The organism is Pseudomonas sp. LARHCG127 (genome assembly GCF_052871455.1).
The window spans coordinates 176,480-193,804 of sequence record NZ_JBIXJT010000005.1 but is presented as its reverse complement, the minus strand read 5'-3'; the positions used below and the strand labels follow the sequence as shown (position 1 = coordinate 193,804).

The 17,325-nt window shown below is 65.5% G+C and carries 4 protein-coding genes; all 4 read right to left on the bottom strand.

The window, feature by feature from the left end:
- Nucleotides 1–139: 139 nt before the first annotated feature.
- The 4 genes from ACIPQ1_RS10960 to gspE all read right to left on the bottom strand — a co-directional run bounded on the left by ACIPQ1_RS10960 (nt 140) and on the right by gspE (nt 17,207).
- The gene (locus ACIPQ1_RS10960) at nt 140–12,601 is read right to left on the bottom strand and encodes a filamentous haemagglutinin family protein (protein ID WP_446534087.1); all 12,462 of its coding nucleotides are present in this window, start codon (nt 12,599–12,601) and stop codon (nt 140–142) included.
- A gap of 278 nt (nt 12,602–12,879) precedes the next feature.
- On the bottom strand, nt 12,880–14,061 hold the full coding sequence (locus tag ACIPQ1_RS10955; protein WP_411387397.1) for a substrate-binding domain-containing protein: 1,182 nt from the start codon (nt 14,059–14,061) through the stop codon (nt 12,880–12,882).
- Between the two features lie 516 nt (nt 14,062–14,577).
- Complete coding sequence (gene gspF, locus ACIPQ1_RS10950; protein WP_411387396.1) at nt 14,578–15,789, bottom strand: type II secretion system inner membrane protein GspF; 1,212 nt, start codon at nt 15,787–15,789, stop codon at nt 14,578–14,580.
- Complete coding sequence (gene gspE / locus ACIPQ1_RS10945; RefSeq protein WP_446534086.1) at nt 15,789–17,207, bottom strand: type II secretion system ATPase GspE; 1,419 nt, start codon at nt 17,205–17,207, stop codon at nt 15,789–15,791. The genes gspF and gspE overlap by 1 nt, the downstream gene beginning before the upstream one ends.
- Nucleotides 17,208–17,325 lie beyond the last annotated feature (118 nt).

The window sequence follows — 17,325 nt, the reverse complement described above, 5'->3', positions numbered from 1 at the left end:
GCTATCGCGAACAGGCTCGCTCCCACACTGAGACCTGCGGTGCATGCAAAAGCTCATGAACACCGCAGTCCCCCCTGTGGGAGCGAGCTTGCTCGCGATGGGGCCAGCACTGCCAACATCACCGCAAGCTGAATTCCCCCTACAAACTCAACCGCCCCCGTTCCTCCTCTGTCAGCCGCTGGCGGCTCTGTTCATCCAAAGGCCCCGCGCCCAGGACCTGGACCGGGCTGGCCGGGTCGTAGGCCCGTGGGGCTTCGCGGCTGGCGCCATCGCGGGACGGGGCCAGTTGCTCGGAGCCAAAGCTCACCACCTGCACGGTGAACACCGACGCCTGGTTCTGCCGCGCGGCGTTCTGTTGCTGACGGGCGACATCCTCAGCCGCCTGCGTCGCCGAGGACGCCGCCGAACTGGCCGAGGTGATGGCCCCGGTGTTCACCGAAGCCGCCAACGGCACGCCGGTGGACTTGCCCTGGGTCTGGATGTTGGCCGCGTTCACCACGGTCAAGGCCGCGATGTTGACGTTGCCCGACACCCGGATCCCCGCCTCGCCCGCATCGATGGTGCCCAGCGGGGCGATCAGGTCGATATCCCCAGGTGACACTTCAGCAATCGGGTTGAGGGTGGCGATACCCGCGCCGGTACTCGGTACCGATGGCGACAGGGTGACGTTGCCCCAAGTGTCATACACGCGCCTTGGCGGCGTATAGACCACCGTCGTCTTCGAACCGCGCCCGGCGTTGATATCGCCCCCGGCCGACCAGCCGAGGATCGACCCGCCAAAGGTGGTCATGATCCGGCTCTGGCCCAGCAAAATGCTGCCTTGGGCGTACAACTGAATGTCACCCCGGCCTTGGGTGATGACCCCGGCCGAGGCCGGTGGCGCGTCACCTTCGATCCCGAATACCTGCTGCCCGCCCGGGGTCAGCACCTGGATATCGCCGCCAAAGTCAGTGTGGATCCCCGAACCGCCGTAGAGCGTGATGTCACCGTCGTAGCGAATGGTGTTGCCCGCCACATCCTTGCTGGGGAACAGCGCGGCAATCGCCTCGCGACCCCGGCGGTAACTGCCGCTGCGCTCGCCACCGACGGTGTTGTATTCGCGCCCCCCGGCCTTGAGTTCGGCGAAGTAGATCTGCCGGGCGAAGACGTTCTGCTGTTCCGTCGGCAGGCCGGCGAAAAACGCCAGAGCCTGGTCTTCGCCAGCGCTGTAGCCGAAGCGTTGACTCAGCCACTGGTTCAGTTCGCCGCGATAATCTTTCAGCGCCGCGCCTGGTTGCAGGTAACGCGCCAGCAAACCCCGATAGTTCGGCCCCTGGGGGCCAGCCCCGGCAATCAGCGCGATCGAGGCGCCCCCGTCACGGACCTGCGCCGCCGGGTCGACATTGCCAATGCTGTTGAAACCGCTCTCCTGGTACAACTGCCCCACGCCCGGGCCCGACCCGTACAGGTTGCGCCCGGCACTGACCTCCAGCAGGCCGGGACCGGCGATATTAAAGGTGCTCAGGCGGATGTCGCGCCCAGCGGAAACCTGGGAAATTTCATCGCTTCGACTGTGCACGATCAAGTTACCGATGGATTGCCCGCCAGCCGAACCACTGACGGCAGCAGGCACATCAGTCGCGGTGTTCAACGGCAAACCGGAGTTGACAATGTCACGCCCGGCCATCACCCGCAGCGGGCCACTGCCCTCGTAGCGCACTTCGTCACCCGATTCTGGATAACGAATCACTTCGCCGGTCCGCAGGCCGACGATATCGCCCTTCACCGCATAAAAACGCACCGGCTCGCGCCGGGTATACGGCTGGACGCTGAAGGTATTGGCGCCAAAACTGAATAACGGGAATTCGCTCGGCGCGACATAGACCCCAGTGCCGTAATTATCATAGTTCGGATTGCTGTTGATCCCGCTGTAGCCGGCGAAGGCCGGGCGCAACGGACTGGACAACAGGGCCGGATCGGCCCCCGACTGCGTGACCGCATAACCGCCGGCATAAATCGAATCGGCGGCGATCAGTTGCAACTCGGCATTGGCCGAGGGCGCGGTCATCAACGAGAACCCCGATGCCACGTCACTGACGCCACGGGCCGATGGTCCGTAGTAAAGGCTGCCATTGGCGGCGACGGCCCGCAGGATCGAGGGGTAGACAAAACGTCCGCCGGAGACTGAGGCATTGAGACCGGCCAGTTTTTCAATGGCGACGATGGGCGTCAGGTTACCGCCGACACTGAACAGGTCGATGGCGGTATTGCCGGTCCACAAGGAGAATTGGCTCAGGCCGCCGCCACTGCGATAGGCACCTTCGCGGTCGGTGTAGCCGGTGGAGTTCTGCATCACCACCCGTCCCGGATCGCCCACCCCTTGCAACACCAGGTCGCCACGGCTGTCCAGGCTGACGCCGGCATCCCCCGGCATCAGGGTCACGCCGCCGCGAGCGGTGGCCATGGTCGCAACGTAAGCGTCATAGGCTCGAGATTCTTTTGGATCCTGGAAAGCGCCATAGCTGCCGTAGGTCAGGCCCAACGCCCCGATCGCTCCAGCCTGCAACTGCAATGAACCGCGCAGGTTGGCCAGCATCCCGTTCAGATCAGCCGCCGCGCTGACACTCTCTCGTGCCGCCTGGGAAGGGTTGAGTTCACCGCCGATGCGCAACCGCAGGTCGCCGCCACCGGTCAACACCAGGCGGCCATCGGCGGCAACCCGGCCACTGCTGCCCACGGCCAGCACCAGCCCCTGGCTGCGCTCCACATCGGCGCCCAGGACACCGAGTTGCTGGGAAATCAAGCCGGCGTCGCCGCCCACATCGACGCTCAGGTTTCCGCCGCCCAGCGTGCCGATCCCGGTAAAGCCCGTCAGGTAGGGATCACCCGCCTCGGTGGAAGGCTGCTGGGCGAAGGTGCCGAAGTTGATCCACCAGGCGGTGGGGATTTGCGTGGCCGGATCGGCCGTGGTGCCTGTGCCTTGGCGCCATAACCAGTTGCCCATTGCCGCAGACGTGTTCTGTGCCCCACTGCCGACGTTTCTCTTGGAGAACGAATCGCCGTGCAGGTCACCGCCCACCGTCAGCTTGAGGTTACCGCCTTGCTCCGGGTACCAGGCCTGGTAAGCGCCACCGGTGGTGAGCGATTCATAGGCGGCACCCGCAGCCCCCAGCACACTGCCATCGGGCTGTCGGCCACGGGCCTGCTGATAGGGGTCGTCGGCGCCAGGCGTCAACGAGGCCGACTGGGTGCCGGCGGTGTAGACCCCGAACAGCGACCGCATATTGAAGTCACCGGCACTGAGCAACTCCAGATCCCCGGTCCCGGTGCGCAAGACGCTGAACAGCTGGCTGCCGGGAGTGACCTTGGTGCGGATCGGCTCCGGAGGGTTGTCGGGAACCACAGCCAACACGCACCAGTCAGGAAACCAGGTGCAGAAATCCAGCGCCTCAGGCGGCACAGGCTCCCCTGGTACACCATAATTGTTGGTCGGAGACCAGACCAAAACCGTTTTGGGCGGCGCCGGCATGCACGCATCGGGAACCCAGGTGCAGAAGTCCAGCATTTCGGGTGGCACTGGTTCCCCCGGCACTCCAAAGTTGCTGCCCGGCGCCCAGACCAGCCCCGTGCCGCCACCTCCGCCACCGCCACCCCCGGTCTGCTCGCGCTTGGCCAGGTAATGCCCGTCGGCCAATTGCAAACTGCCCGCCTCTGCATGAGGGCGGGTGATGCGGCTATCAGCCGCCTCGGTATCGGCCCCCGCCACCCAACGCATCGACCAGGATTGCGAGCCGTCCGGCAGCAGGCTTGCGACCGCCCAATTTCGACCCTGGATACCGTTATCGACCGGGCGCAATTCGATCAGGTCGACCCCCTCGGCCAGCTTGACGTCGGTGCCGGAAGGAATCAGCGCGCCGGAGCCCAACGCCAGGGCGCTACGCAACGTCAGCCCGCTGCCCGGCACTGCGACCCCCTTGGGCCAGGTGCCGTCCTTGACGGTTATGCCCATCGGCAGGCGGGTACCGGCTTCCAGGCGAGTGTCGACCGGCAAGCTGACCGCCTCTTTGAGCAAGGTGCCGGCGGCATACAGGAGGTTGCCGCTGGCATCGCGGATGGCGGCCTGCAACAGCGTACCCGCGGGCAGGTTCAGTGCCTCGCCCAGGCTCAGCGTGGTCGGCAGCTCAAGCCCCGCCGGCAGGCTGCCGCCCTTGAAGGGCACGTCATAGTTGAGCAGGCTGCCGGCCGGATACAGGGTGCCCTCGGCCAATTCGACACCGGCCCCCGGCACCACCAGGTCAGCACCGAACGGCTGTTTCCCGCTGATCAGCAACCAGCCATTGCCATCGGTGCGCAACGTCGGGTCGCCGGCGTCTGGCGGCGCGAAACCATCATTGATGCTGCCATAGATGTTCAGGTTGCCACCGGCGCGCACCACCAGGTTGCCCGCCTCGCCGGAGCCATACACATCGGTCTTTTGCATATGGCGGTTGAGGCTGGCGTAGCGATAACCGGAAAGGTCCAGGTCACCCTGCACCACCAGGTCGCCGTCCGGCGTCTTGCTGAGGATCTCCACGCCGGGCCGCAGGTGCAGCGCATCGGCGTAAGTGGCATTGTTCAGGCCGGCCAGCTTGCCGTTGAGCAGATTGCCGTTGTTCAGCGCGGCATTGATGAACGCCTCGCTGTCATTGTGTTTATCGTTCAGGTAACCCTGATCGATTACTTGATAAGGCCGCCCATCCACCGCCGGCACGGTGCCGTCACGGGCATCGGTGTAGCGGGCGATCGCGTTGACGCTGATGGAGCGCGCGCCGAGCACCGACAAGTTTCCAGAGGCATCGATGGCGATATCGCCGTACCGCGGATCATCGACCCGCAGCCGCGGGGCATTGAGCTCCAGGGTGCCACGGGCCCGGCCGTCATATTGTCCCGGGCCATTGCCCAGCGGCGCGCCGGTGCCGTGGCGCAGGTCCAGGCGCGCACCGCTGGCCAGGGTCAATTGGCCGTCCCCGGAGTTGAGTTCGATCAGCGCCCGGTTGGGGCTGTCGATGATCTTGCCGTAGCTGTCGACCCGCAAAATGCTGCCGTGGGTATCGAGCAGCGCGCTGCCGGCGACAGTCAGCCCGTGTTTCGCCGCCAGACGGATACTCCCGACCGCTTGCCCGCTGGCATCGACAGTGCCGAGCACGGTCAGGCTGCCGTTGTCCACCGAGACATTGATGGCATTGGCCTTGAGTTCGTTGCCGATCACCAGGTCGCCTTGCTTGAGCTGGAAGCTGCGCGAGCCAAACACTTGGTCACGGTTCAGCCGCCCGTTCAGCGCGGCGAAATCCCCCAGGGTTTGCCCGCGCAGGTCCACCGCGCCGCCGGCATAGGGCACCAGGGTGCCGCCGGCGTTATAGGTACCGGTGGCGGAACCGAGGATGCGGCCTTGCAGGTCGATCAGGCCGGCATCGGAGTCGAGGGCGATCGCACTGAGCAGGCCGGCGCGGTTGTTGCGGGCGCTGAGGTCGACGGTCGAACCGGCGGCCTGACGGATATTGCCGGTGCGGCTGTCGAGGAACAGATCACCGCCCCAACTGTATTTGCGCACATCGTTGAGCACCACCTCGCGCCCGGCCAGGTCGATCCGGGCGTTGTCACCCAGCACCACGTCGCCACTGGCGCCGAGGGTGAGCTTGCCGCTGGGCAGGCGGACCGTGCCGTCGAGCAGCAGGCTGCCGGCCTGTAGCTGCAACTCAGCCCCCAGCGCCGCGTTGTCGACGGCTGCGGCCGACAACCCGGCAATGCCCGCCACCGTCAGCGCGCCACCGGCGGTGATGCGGTTGACCGAGCCGGCCTCGCCGGTCCACAGCGGTGTGTTCACCCGCAGGTCGCCGCCGCTGTAGCTGTAGCCTTTGCCGCTGACATAGTCGCCACGGGACTGGTACACCTGCAACGCGCCTTTGTGGTTGGCGGTGATGCGCTGGCTGGCGGTCAGGTTGACCTGGCTGAAGCCCAGCGTGAGGCGCTGCGGGTTGTCGAGGTTGTTGGCCTGGGCATTCGGGCCGTAACCGAATTCCAGCACCTGGGCCTGGATATCCAGCACCCCGCTGCCGTTGCCAGGTCCGGCCAGCAGCGGCGCGCCGGCCGGCGTCAGCGCACCGTTCCACACCAGGGTGCCGGTGCGAATGCTGGCATGGTCACCGGCCGCGCCGTAGCCGTAGATCGCCGGCGTGCCGAGGACCAGCCGCTGGAGGCTGGACTTGCCCGTCAAGGGGTCCAGGGTGCTGAGCTCGACGCTTTCGTAGAAGTTCACCGAATCCCGGGCATTGAGCACCAGGTTTTCCAGGGCGGGCGCGCCCTTGAGGCGATCGCCGCGCAGCAGGCGGTCAAGCACCTGCTGGTTGAGGGTCAGCCCCTTGGGCAGCGCCTGGCGTTGTTGGGCCGCCGCCAGCGCCTGGGCCGAACCGATGTTGATCGCGCCCACCGCCAGCGTCAGGTTGCGCGTGCCGAAACGCACCGACTCATCGAGGTTGAAGGCATTGTCGGTCGCAGCGGTGATGGTGCCTTGGGAATAGAGTTCGGTGGTGCCGCTGCATTGCCCGCTATCACACTGGCCGATCAGGATCGAGCCCGGACCATCGGTGCCCGCGCTTGCGGTGGGCGGTAGCACATCGAGCCAGCCATTGGACACCGCCAGCAGGCTGTTCTGGCCCGGGTTGTAGACGAAACCGCTGCGGGAGTCGAACGGAGTGCTGCCTTGACCCAGGGTATTGATGCTCGCCCCCTGCTCCACCACGATGGCGCCGGCCTTGCCATTGGTGGCGAGGAACACCTCACCGGCCTTGAGACCGCTGCCCTGGCGCAGAATGATGTCGGACAGCGTCGAGTTGAAGGTCACCAGATTGCCGCCCTGGCCGTAGCTGACGCCGGGCAGCGTGCCAATCGACAGGCGCGGAGCCTGCAAGGCATTCAATGCCTGATCATAGAGCGAGGCGCCGGCGAAACCCGCCGTGGCCTGTTGACCGACCGGCAGCACTTCGAGGCGGGCGGTGTCGGCAAAAACGCCGACGCTGCCGCCCAGGCCGCCCTCGGCCGGTTTGAAACGGGCTGTTCCGTTGAATCGGAACGTCTCGGTAGGGTCGCCCACCCCTTTGAACTTGAGCTTGAGGGTCTTGCCATCGGCCTCGATCATCGGCCGCGGCACGCCTTTGAGCGCGGCGTCGGCCTTGGCGAACGCTGCGTAGCCGGTTTCGTTGTATTGCGAATAACGCCGCAGCACGGCCGCCGAGGTCAGGATCACTTGGCTGGACAGCGCATCGCGAATATTGCTGTGGGCAATCGACAGCCCTCCCGAGGTGGCCCAGGAGCCGTTACGCATGGCCAGGCTGCTGGCCATTTTCCCACTGTCGGCCAAGCCATTGAGTTCGACCCGGAACGCCCCCGGCAACAAGGCATAAGTCGAGGGCAGCAAGGTGTAGGTGCCCGCCGGCAGGCCTGGAACACCCGCGTCCAGGGTAATGCGCTGGCCGATCAGCGGATCGCGCGCCCCGGCCTCCCCTGACGGCGGCGCATAGCCGCGCTGGTCGCCGGGGACGATGGCGTACACCGGGTTGGTGTCCAACCCCGGCAGTACCAGGCTACCGTCCGCACCGATCTGCACCAACGGGTTGTAGCGCGCGTCGGTAGAGCCGCCCCGCCCGGAAATGAAACCGGCGCCGGCCAGTTCGCCGCCACCGGACAGATCCAGCACGGCACCGGGTTGCACGTCGATGCTGTGGCCGATCATCGAGACGCCCACCGACAACACGTTGACCGACGTGCTGCCCCCCGCGCCGATCAATTGGACGTCCTTGCCGTTGTAGCGATAGGACAAGCCGTCGACCGTGCCGCCATAAGGCATGTTCAAATCGGCCCCGCTGACCGACGTGACACTGCCCGGCAACAACTTCAAGGTCTGGATATCGCCCCCTTCTTCGCCCAGGCTGAGCAGCCCCAACGGCGCCCGCAGCACGCCGCCCTGCAATAAGGTGCCGGCGTCCAGGCTCAGTGAACCGAACACCGAATACGGTTGGGCCGGCAACGTGTCGGTGGTACGCCCGATCCGCAGGGTCGAGTCGGCGGTGGTCTTGACCCGCGCCGTGGCCCCCGTGGTCGGATAGATCTGCGCCGCCAGCAGGGTCAGGTCAGCGTTGCTGAGCAGTTGTGTGGCCGTACTCTCGATATTCAGCGGCGAGCCGCCAAGGAAACGCAGGTCGCCCCGGCTGCTCAACTGCGCCTGGGCAAAACCGCGACGATCGACCTCCAGGGCCGGGCCCTGCTGGCGCGCCAGCACGCCATGAGCGCCCAGGGTCAGGACGTCGCGAAGGTCCAGCAGATCGGCGTTGACCTGCAATTGGGCGGCGCTGTCCTGCACCGACAGGCCACCCTGGATAGTCGGGCGTACATGCACGTCGGCGCCTCGCGCCGCGGCCCCCGCCAGACGCACATAAGGGGCGTTCAAGGCTATTCGGCTGTCACCCGGCGCGCCCTCGGCCAGCGCCAGGGAGCCGGTATAGATCTGCAGGCTCTGCGCCAGGTTCAGGTTCACATCACCGGCAAACGACAGGATGCCGTTGCTGAGCAAGGTCAGGTTGGCGAACCCACCGCGGCTGACTTTATCGACGTCCAGGCGGCCCTGGCCGTAGCTCATCAGGCCATCGGTGGCAGCGCTGCCGGTGCCCCGGGACAGGATCAACTCACGCGGCACCCGCACCTGATCGTCCACCGTCGAGCGATCGTACAGCGGGGTTTCCAGCGCCACCGACAGGCTGCCACCGGCAGCGCCCACACCGCCGGAAGCCGCCTGGAACTCGCCGTCCAGACGCAAGCCATTGTTCGAACTCAAGGCGATGCTCCCGCCCGCGCTGCTCAGCGTCGTGGCGCCTTGGCCACGGATATCCAGCTCGGCCTGGGCGCCGTTGGCCAACAGCCGCGCGCCCTGCTTCACCACCACGAACAGGTCCGGCGCGCTGGCCGTGCCTTTGTCGGTGTCGACGCTGCCACCGATGACAATGCTGCCGGCGTCATCCACCCGGCCGTAACGCCGGTTCTGGGCATCCACTGCCGTGAACGCGCGGGCCGAGACGTCCAGCCGTGCATGCTCACCCAACAGGATCGAACGCTGATGGGGACGTTCGACCGCCGGAATATCCGCCAGCCCCGCCGGCTTGATCTGGGTCAGCAGGATTTTCCCACCCCAGGCATCGAGTTGCCCGTCGACGCTCAACTGGCCGACGCTGGCCAGGCTCAGAGTGCTGCCTGGATCGACGCTGATCCGCGCGCCCGTACCGACCACCAGCGCCGCCGTTTCCCGCTCGCTGGCAGTGGACAGGATGCTGCCGGCCTGCAGGCTCAAGTTCGCGCCCTTGCGCTGGCTCAACACGCCTTTGATCGCATCCTGCTGGTACAGCTCAGGGGTCCAGAGCGACAGCAGCGTCTGCGGGTCACTGCCGGTCGCTGCGTCCTGAAGGTTATCGCCAAAGTGGTACACCGGCATGCTGACGTCCAGCTGGGTGCCATCGCTGACGGTCAGTCCCTGGTTACCGGTAATGTCGTAGGCCGAGAAGCCCTTGTTGAAGAAGTCATTGCCCAACACCAGGCCCGCGTCGGCGTCCGCCACCGGGTGGTCGCTGAGGGTCACCTTGCCGGCCTGCACGCTCAGGCGTCCGCCGCCATTGACCCCATGGCCGCGCAGCTCACCGTCGAGGCTCAGCACCCCGTCGCCAGCGGACGTATTGGCGTTGGCCGCCAGGGTCAGGTTACCGCCCTTGCCGCCACGTTGCTTGCCATCGGCCAGCAGCGCGGCGCCCGATGAAACATCGATCAGGCTGCCGCTCGCCAGCGTCAGGTCGCCGCTGCTGCGCAGGGACACGTTGCCGCCATTGAGGAACGGCAGCGCGCTGCTGTCATTCGGGTTGTGCAGTTGGTTGCTCCAGAGGCCACGGGTATCGAGGGTCACCCCCTCGCCCACGCGAACGGCGGCGCGGCTGCCGTCAACGGCATCGATGCGGGTGTCCTCGACCCGGGCGCTCTCACTGATTTGCTGCAACACGTTGCCCAGGGCAATCTCGCCGCCCCGCGCCGCCAGGTTGGCGTCGACCTGGACCTGCGGCCCGTACAGGGTAATGCTGCCGGCCGGCGCGACCTGCAGGTCTCCTTCGACCTTGATGCTGCCGGTGGCGGCGATCTTCACGGCGCCAAGGCCGAAGCCGTTGAGCTGTTCACTGTTCAGGTACAGGCGGCCTTCGCGCCCTTCAGCCACGGTGTCCTGGAGTCCCACTCCGGCCGCAAGGGATTGATCCTCGGTCCCGAGGACGATGTCCTGCAGCGTGCCGGCATTGGCGCGCAAGGCGTATTGCAGGGTACCGCTGCTTTTCACGTAGTGAGGCACGTAGTTGCCAACGATCAGTTGCGCGCCACGGGCCACCGCCTTCGCCGACTGGTTGTAACCGTCCAGCCCGACCTGGGCGGCCTGCACCTGGCGGTCGCTCTGGAAGGTGTCGCCGACCACCTGGCCTTCCAGCACGGCGTTGCGCGTGCCGATCACCAGGGAGCCGGCGTCGCGACCGACGCTGTAGCCCTGCTCGAAACGCTCCCGGGGTGCGATCAGCGGACTGTAGTAGAACCGGCTCTGGCCCCAACGCGTACTGTGATCCTCGTAACCCTGGTACACCCCTTCATAGAGGATGTCGCCAGGGGCGCTGGAGATTTCATACAGTCGCCCGTTCGCACCCTTGAGCCAGCTTTGCTTGACCATGCCGGATTGCACATCGAGGGTGCCGCCGGACAGGTTGATCTGCGAGCCCTTCTGCGTCACTACATCGTTACCGCTGAAGGACACCGTGCCGCCCTGGGCCATCCATTCACCCACGCTGTGCACGCGGGTGCCCAGGTAGCCGCCGACCTCCAGCAGGCCACCGGCGGTGTACCAGCGATCCGTCGCGTAGCCGTTGGTGCCGGCGGGCACGAACACCAGGTCGCGGGTGTCGACCCACACGTCCTTGCTGTTCAGGCCGCCCTTGTCGCGGTTGCCGGGGGCATCGCGCTGTTCGTTGCCCTGGACGTTGATCTTGATGCTGTTGGATTCCATCGCCACCTTGACGCCCAACGCACCGGACACGTCGATGACCGCGCCATCGCCGACCCGACTGCGCTGGGTCGCGCGGACGCCGACCTGGCCGCCGCTGGCGAGGGTGATCGAGCCTTTCTGGAAGTCGACGGTGCCGGCGCTGTCGATGGCGATCAACGACTGGTCGCGGCGATAGCCGTCGACCGCGACGATAGGCGAAGTGTTGGCACTGGGTGGTTGCAGCAGACCGTTGCGCTGGCTGTCCAGGGCACTGCTGCTATCGAGCAGGATCGCACTGGTGGCGCCCTCGCCCAGGGTCACGCTGCGACTGGCGGTCAGGTGCAGGGTGCCGCGTGAATCCACCGAGGTACTGGCCAGCGCCACGCCGTTTTGCCGCACGTCCTGGCCGGTCAGGCTCACGTCGCCCAATGCTGCCTGCAGCAGGCCGCTGTTGCTGACTTCGCCCGTGCCGCTGGCGACCACTTGATTGCCGCGCACCGACGATTGCGCGTTACCGTCGGTGCCTTGGCCTTTCTTGATCACGAAATCACTGCCGGCGGCCAGCGCGACCTGGCCCTTCTGAGCGCTGATGGTCCCGGCGTTGTCCACTTCGTTGCCCAGCAACAGCACATAACCGCCACCGGCGGTGGAGCTGGCAGGCGCGTGGGTTTCGATCCGCGCGCCCTGCTCGACCCGCACCTTGCCGCCGGCGTTGGTGAAGGTCGGCGCCGCGCCGGGGCTGTAAAGGCCATTGTTCTTGAACTGGTTGTCGTCGAACGCGGTGGCGGCCGCCACCAGGTTGCGCACGTTGATCTGGCTGCTGCCGCTGAAAACGATGCCGTTCTGGTTGAGGATCAACACCGTGCCATTGGCCTTGATCGCACCTTGGACCTGGCTCGGCGCGGTCGCGTTATTGACCCGGTTGAGCACCGCCCAGTCGGCGTTCTGCTGGAAATTGACGGTGGTATCGCGCCCGACGTTGAAAGTGTCCCAGTTGATGATCGCCTTGTCGGCCGTCTGCTTGATCGAGACCTGGGTCTTGCCGCCCGCCTCGGTCTGCACCGGCGCCTCGACGTTGCTGAAGACCGGTTTGCCATCGGCGCCGATCACCAGGTTCAGGCCGTTGCCACCCAGGCCGTTATGAATGGTTTGCGGGTTGGCGAAGGCTGACGCACGGCCCGCCGCCTGCAAGGCCTGCTGCGCGGCGATCGCCGCCACCGTGTTGTTGAGGTTGCTCAGCGAGCGCTGCAATTGCTGGTTGGCCGTCTGCTGTTGCGCCAGCGGTGGCGGCGCGCCTGGAACCTGCCCGCCCGGGCGAGCGGCATGGGTGGCCTGGGCCGCGCCTTTGGCGGCAAACCAGCTCGAACTGAAAGCCGCCGGCTGCGCGGCCTGGGCCGTGCCCGTGAGCACCAACAGGCCAATGGCCTGGGCCAGTGGGGTCAGGTACAACGCGCCCTGTTCCAGTACCGAGCGAGAGGATCCAGGGGCGAAGCCGCGAGGCGTCGGTTTCGAAGTTTTTTTAGACAGACGCATCACTATCCGATCCTTTTCCCATAGCACAGAGTTAGGTCACACAGCCGCCCGAGGTGGCCGTATCGATACCTGATAGGCGGTTACAACGGTGCGCGACCGAACGCTTGTCATACAAAGTTCATCTGCGTGCTGGCCGGGCAGCGAAATCATCTGGAACAGCGAAGCGCGCAGGGTTTTCAGGCGCAGAAAAACAACATCGGCAGCGCCAACCTGGCCGCTACCGATGCTGTTTTCAGAGTGGCCACATCCTGTGGCCGAAGGTGCTTCCTGCGTGCGGCTTACAAACGACCTTTGCCGTTGCAGACGCTGATGTTGGCAATATCCAGGCCGTCGCCATAGGCGTTGTCGAGGAAGGTTTTCTTGATTTCGCCAGCCAGGTTGGTCGGTGTTGCGCTGGTGCCAGGGACGATGGCGAAGGCGTGGGCGTTGATGACGGTGTTTTTGGTGCCGGTGTACAGGCTGGTCAGGAAGTTGCGGATGGCGGTGGCATCGGCAGCGGTCTTGTAGCACTGACCCACGAGCAGGTTGGTGTAACCCACGATCGGGTACTGGTTGGCACCAGTGGGAACAGCGGTGTCATTGGCGGCGGAACCGAAGGTAGGGACCCACTTCAATGGGTTGGCACGATCGGCAGCGGTAGCCGGGACTGGAGCGGTACCCAGGGCGGCGGTGGTGTTGGCCAGGCTTGGCAGTGGCGCGGTGCCGGCGGCTACGGCGTTTTTGCTGACGCGAGCAACCACGGCGTTGTTGTTGGGAGAAACAAAGTCAGGGCTGACATAACCGATGGCGCCATCGGTGGCGTTGACCGCGGTCACGATGTCAGCGCTGCCGGCAACGGCCTGCCAGTTGGCAGGCTCGGCACCCAGGTTGGCCGTGGTAAAGGTGCTGCTGACGCCGAACTTGGTAGGGCAGGAATCGTTCAGGAAGCGGGCGAACAATTCGGTGGTGCCGCTGCTGCCGGAACGGTAGATGACCTTGATCGGGGTGGCGTCGCTGTTACCCAGGATCGGGCCCCAGGTGGTCACGGTGCCGGAGAAAATGTTGCACAGTTGGGCGCCGGTCAATTGCAGGGTCGTGGTGCCGCTTTTCTTGTACGGGACGGTCACCGAGGTGCCCACCGATGGAATCTGGATCAGTTTGCCGAAGGTGGCACCGAAGGCGTTGTTGTAGTTGGTCAGTTCAGTCTGGCTGATGACCGAGTCGCTACCGGCGAAATCGACCGGGGTACCGGCAGGCTGGCTGATCGAAGCGGGTGCGTTGGTCAGGAAAGCGGTCTTGCCGGCGCCGCTGCCGACACCGGTGTAGCTGAAGTCTGTCGGCAACAGACGTGGCAGAGGCGAAGCGCCGTTGTAGAGTCTCTCAGGCAGGGTGGCACCGCCACCGACAACCGCGGCCATCGATTGGGCCGAAGCCAGGGCGGCTACTGCCAGGGACGCTGCGATCATAGTGCGCTTAAACATGAAGAATCTCCTTTCGTCGTGTTCGTACGTAGGTTGAGTGACGCATGCTTGCCGTCATGGCGCTCGGTCCTGTGCCGATGGCGATGGGGTGAGGCCATGGGTTAGAAACTCGCAGCTTCCGGTGACAGATAAAGGAAAAAACCTCGGGAGCCGAGGGTTGTTTTCAGGGCATTTTCCTCGGGTGTTCGAGGGCTCTGGATCGTGGGTTCAGGCGGGTTTCACTATTGAGCCCGGCATGGTGGGAGTGGAGGTCGCGGCGGGCGGTCGCCTGGCGAGCAAACATGACAGAACGAGGAACCCGAGTTTGGCGTGGGCAAGGCTCGGGAGATGTCTGATGCATTGAAAAAAATTTTGCCGATCAGCTTTTGTGGCGAGGGAGCTTGCTCCCGCTGGGTTGCGAAGCGACCCCAAACAGGTCCAACGCGATCCGCCTGATGTACCGGGGTATCAGGTTTTGGGGCTGCTGCGCAGCCCAGCGGGAGCAAGCTCCCTCGCCACGGTTTTTTGCGCGGCGGGCTATTGAACCAACTGGTTGATCTCGATAATCGGCAACAACACCGCCATGACAATCACCAGCACCACGCCGCCCATGACCACGATCATCAACGGCTCCAACAATGCGGTCATGCCCATGGCGCGGCGTTCGATGTCGCGGGACAGGGTTTGCGCGGCGCGTTCGAGCATCGGTGGCAGGCAGCCGGTTTTCTCGCCGCTAGCGATCAGGTGGATCAGCACCGGGGGGAAGACTTTTTCCACCCGCAGCGCCGCCGCCAAATTGACCCCTTCGCGGACCTTGGCCGTGGCCTCGCTGACGCTCTGGCTCAGGCGTTCGTTGGACAGCGTCTGGCGTGCGGCCTCAAGGGCTCGCAGCAACGGCACCCCTGCTCCGCCGAGAATTGCCAGGGTCGAGGCAAAGCGCGCGGTGTTGAGGCCCAGTACAAAACGCCCGATCAGCGGCAGGCGCAACACCCGTGCGTGCCAGTTCAACCGTGCCGCCGGTTTGCGCAGGTACAGCCGCCAACTCCAGAAACCGCCTGCCAACACCCCAAAACACAACCAGCCCCAGGCGCGAATGAAGTCACTGGCCGTGAGCATCGCCACGGTCAGCCCGGGCAGGTCTTGCCGGGCCTGGGAGAACGCGCTGACCACCTGGGGCACCACATAGCTGAGGAGGAAAATCACGATGGCGACCGACACCAGCCCCACCACCCCGGGATAGATGAACGCCGTGAGAATCTTGCCCCGCAAGTTGTTGCGCTCTTCGATGTAATCGGCCAGCCGCTCCATCACCTGGGCCAGGTCACCGGACTCTTCGCCCGCGGCAATCAGCGCCCGATAGATTTCCGGAAAGTCCCGCGGCCGCGCCGCCAGGGCTTCGGCCAGGCGCATGCCGCTGCGCACATCGGCGCGCACCGCACTCAGGGTCTGGGCGATGTGCTTGCGCTCGGCCTGTTCCACAGTGGCGCTCAACGCCGCTTCCAGCGGCAGGCTAGCTCCCAGCAGGCTCGCCAGTTGACGGGTGGCCCAGGCCAGGTCGTTGTCCGAAAGCTTAGCGCTGAACAAACCACCGCCGCTGGTCTGCGCCGTGTTGCGCTCGAGCTGCACCTGCAACGCGGTCAAGCCGCGACTGCGCAACAGATTGAAAGCGGCGCCCTGACTGTCGGCTTCCAAGTGCCCAGACTCGATTTTGCCCTGGGCGTCGGCGGCCTCGAAACGGTAGCGATTCATCAGGCGTCCCGTGTTACGCGCAGGATTTCTTCAGGGGCCGTGGTGCCACTGCGCACCCAGCGCTCGCCGTCCTCGCGCATGCTGAACATGCCGGCCTGGCGGGCGGCGGCGCGCAGTGCCTGCTCCCCTGCCCCTTGGTGGATCAGCGTGCGGATGTCGTCGTCGATGCAGAACAATTCATGGATACCCGTGCGGCCGCTGTAGCCGGTCTGGTTACAGGTTGGGCACCCCACCGGACGCCAGGTGCCGGGCGTCGCCGGGTCGGGTTGCTTGCACTGCGGGCAGAGCCTGCGCACCAGTCGCTGGGCCAGCACGCCGAGCATCGACGAAGCCAGCAGGAATGGCTCGACGCCCATGTCGATCAAGCGGTTGATGGCCGACACCGCGTCGTTGGTGTGCAACGTCGCCAGCACCAAGTGACCGGTCAGGGAGGCCTGTACGGCGATTTGCGCGGTTTCCAGGTCGCGGATTTCACCGATCATGATGATGTCCGGGTCCTGGCGCAGGATCGCCCGCAACGCCAGGGCGAAGGTCATGTCGATCTTGGCGTTGACCTGGATCTGGCTGATGCCCGGCAGGTCGTATTCCACCGGGTCCTCCACGGTGAGGATGTTATGGACGCTGGCGTCCAGCCGGGCCAGGGCGGCGTAGAGGCTGGTGGTTTTGCCACTGCCGGTGGGGCCAGTGACCAGGACAATGCCGTGGGGCTGGCGGATGAGGTGATCGAGCTTGCCCAGCACGCCCGGGTCCATCCCCAGGGTTTCCAGCTGCAGGCGTCCGGCCTGCTTGTCCAGCAAGCGCATCACCACCCGCTCGCCATGGCCGGTGGGCACTGTCGAGACGCGGATATCGATCGGTCGTCCGGCCACGCGCAGGGCGATACGACCGTCCTGGGGCAGGCGTTTTTCGGCGATGTCGAGCTGGGCCATGATCTTGATCCGCGACACCAGCGCACCGTGCAGGGCCTTGCGCGGCGAAACCACATCCCGCAGGGTGCCGTCGACGCGGTAGCGCACCACCGAATGGCTCTCGTAGGGTTCGATGTGGATGTCGCTGGCCTCGTCCCGGGCGGCCTGGGTCAGCAAAGCGTTGATCATGCGGATCACCGGCGCGCCGTCCTGGGTGTCCAGCAGGTCGGTGATCTCGGGAATGTCCTGCATCAACCGGTCGAGATCCACTTCGTTTTCCGCCGCGCCCACGACTGCGGCAGCGCTGCCGGTGTCGGCATAGGCGCTGTTGAGCAAGCCGTCGAGTTCCTCGTCGCGCACCCGTTCCAGCCGCACCTCGCCGAACTGACGGCGCACTTCACTGATGGACCAGCCCGGCGTGGACGGGCATACCATCAACACCGCGCCGTCTTCGCACTGGCGCAACACCAGGCGCTGGGCCTTGGCCCAGGCGTATGGGAGGGTGGTCATGCCAACACCTCCTCTATGACTGACATGGCCCCTGTGGCGAGGGAGCTTGCTCCCGCTGGGTTGCGAAGCGACCCCAAACAGGTTGAATGCGATCTGCCTGACGCACCGAGGCGCCAGG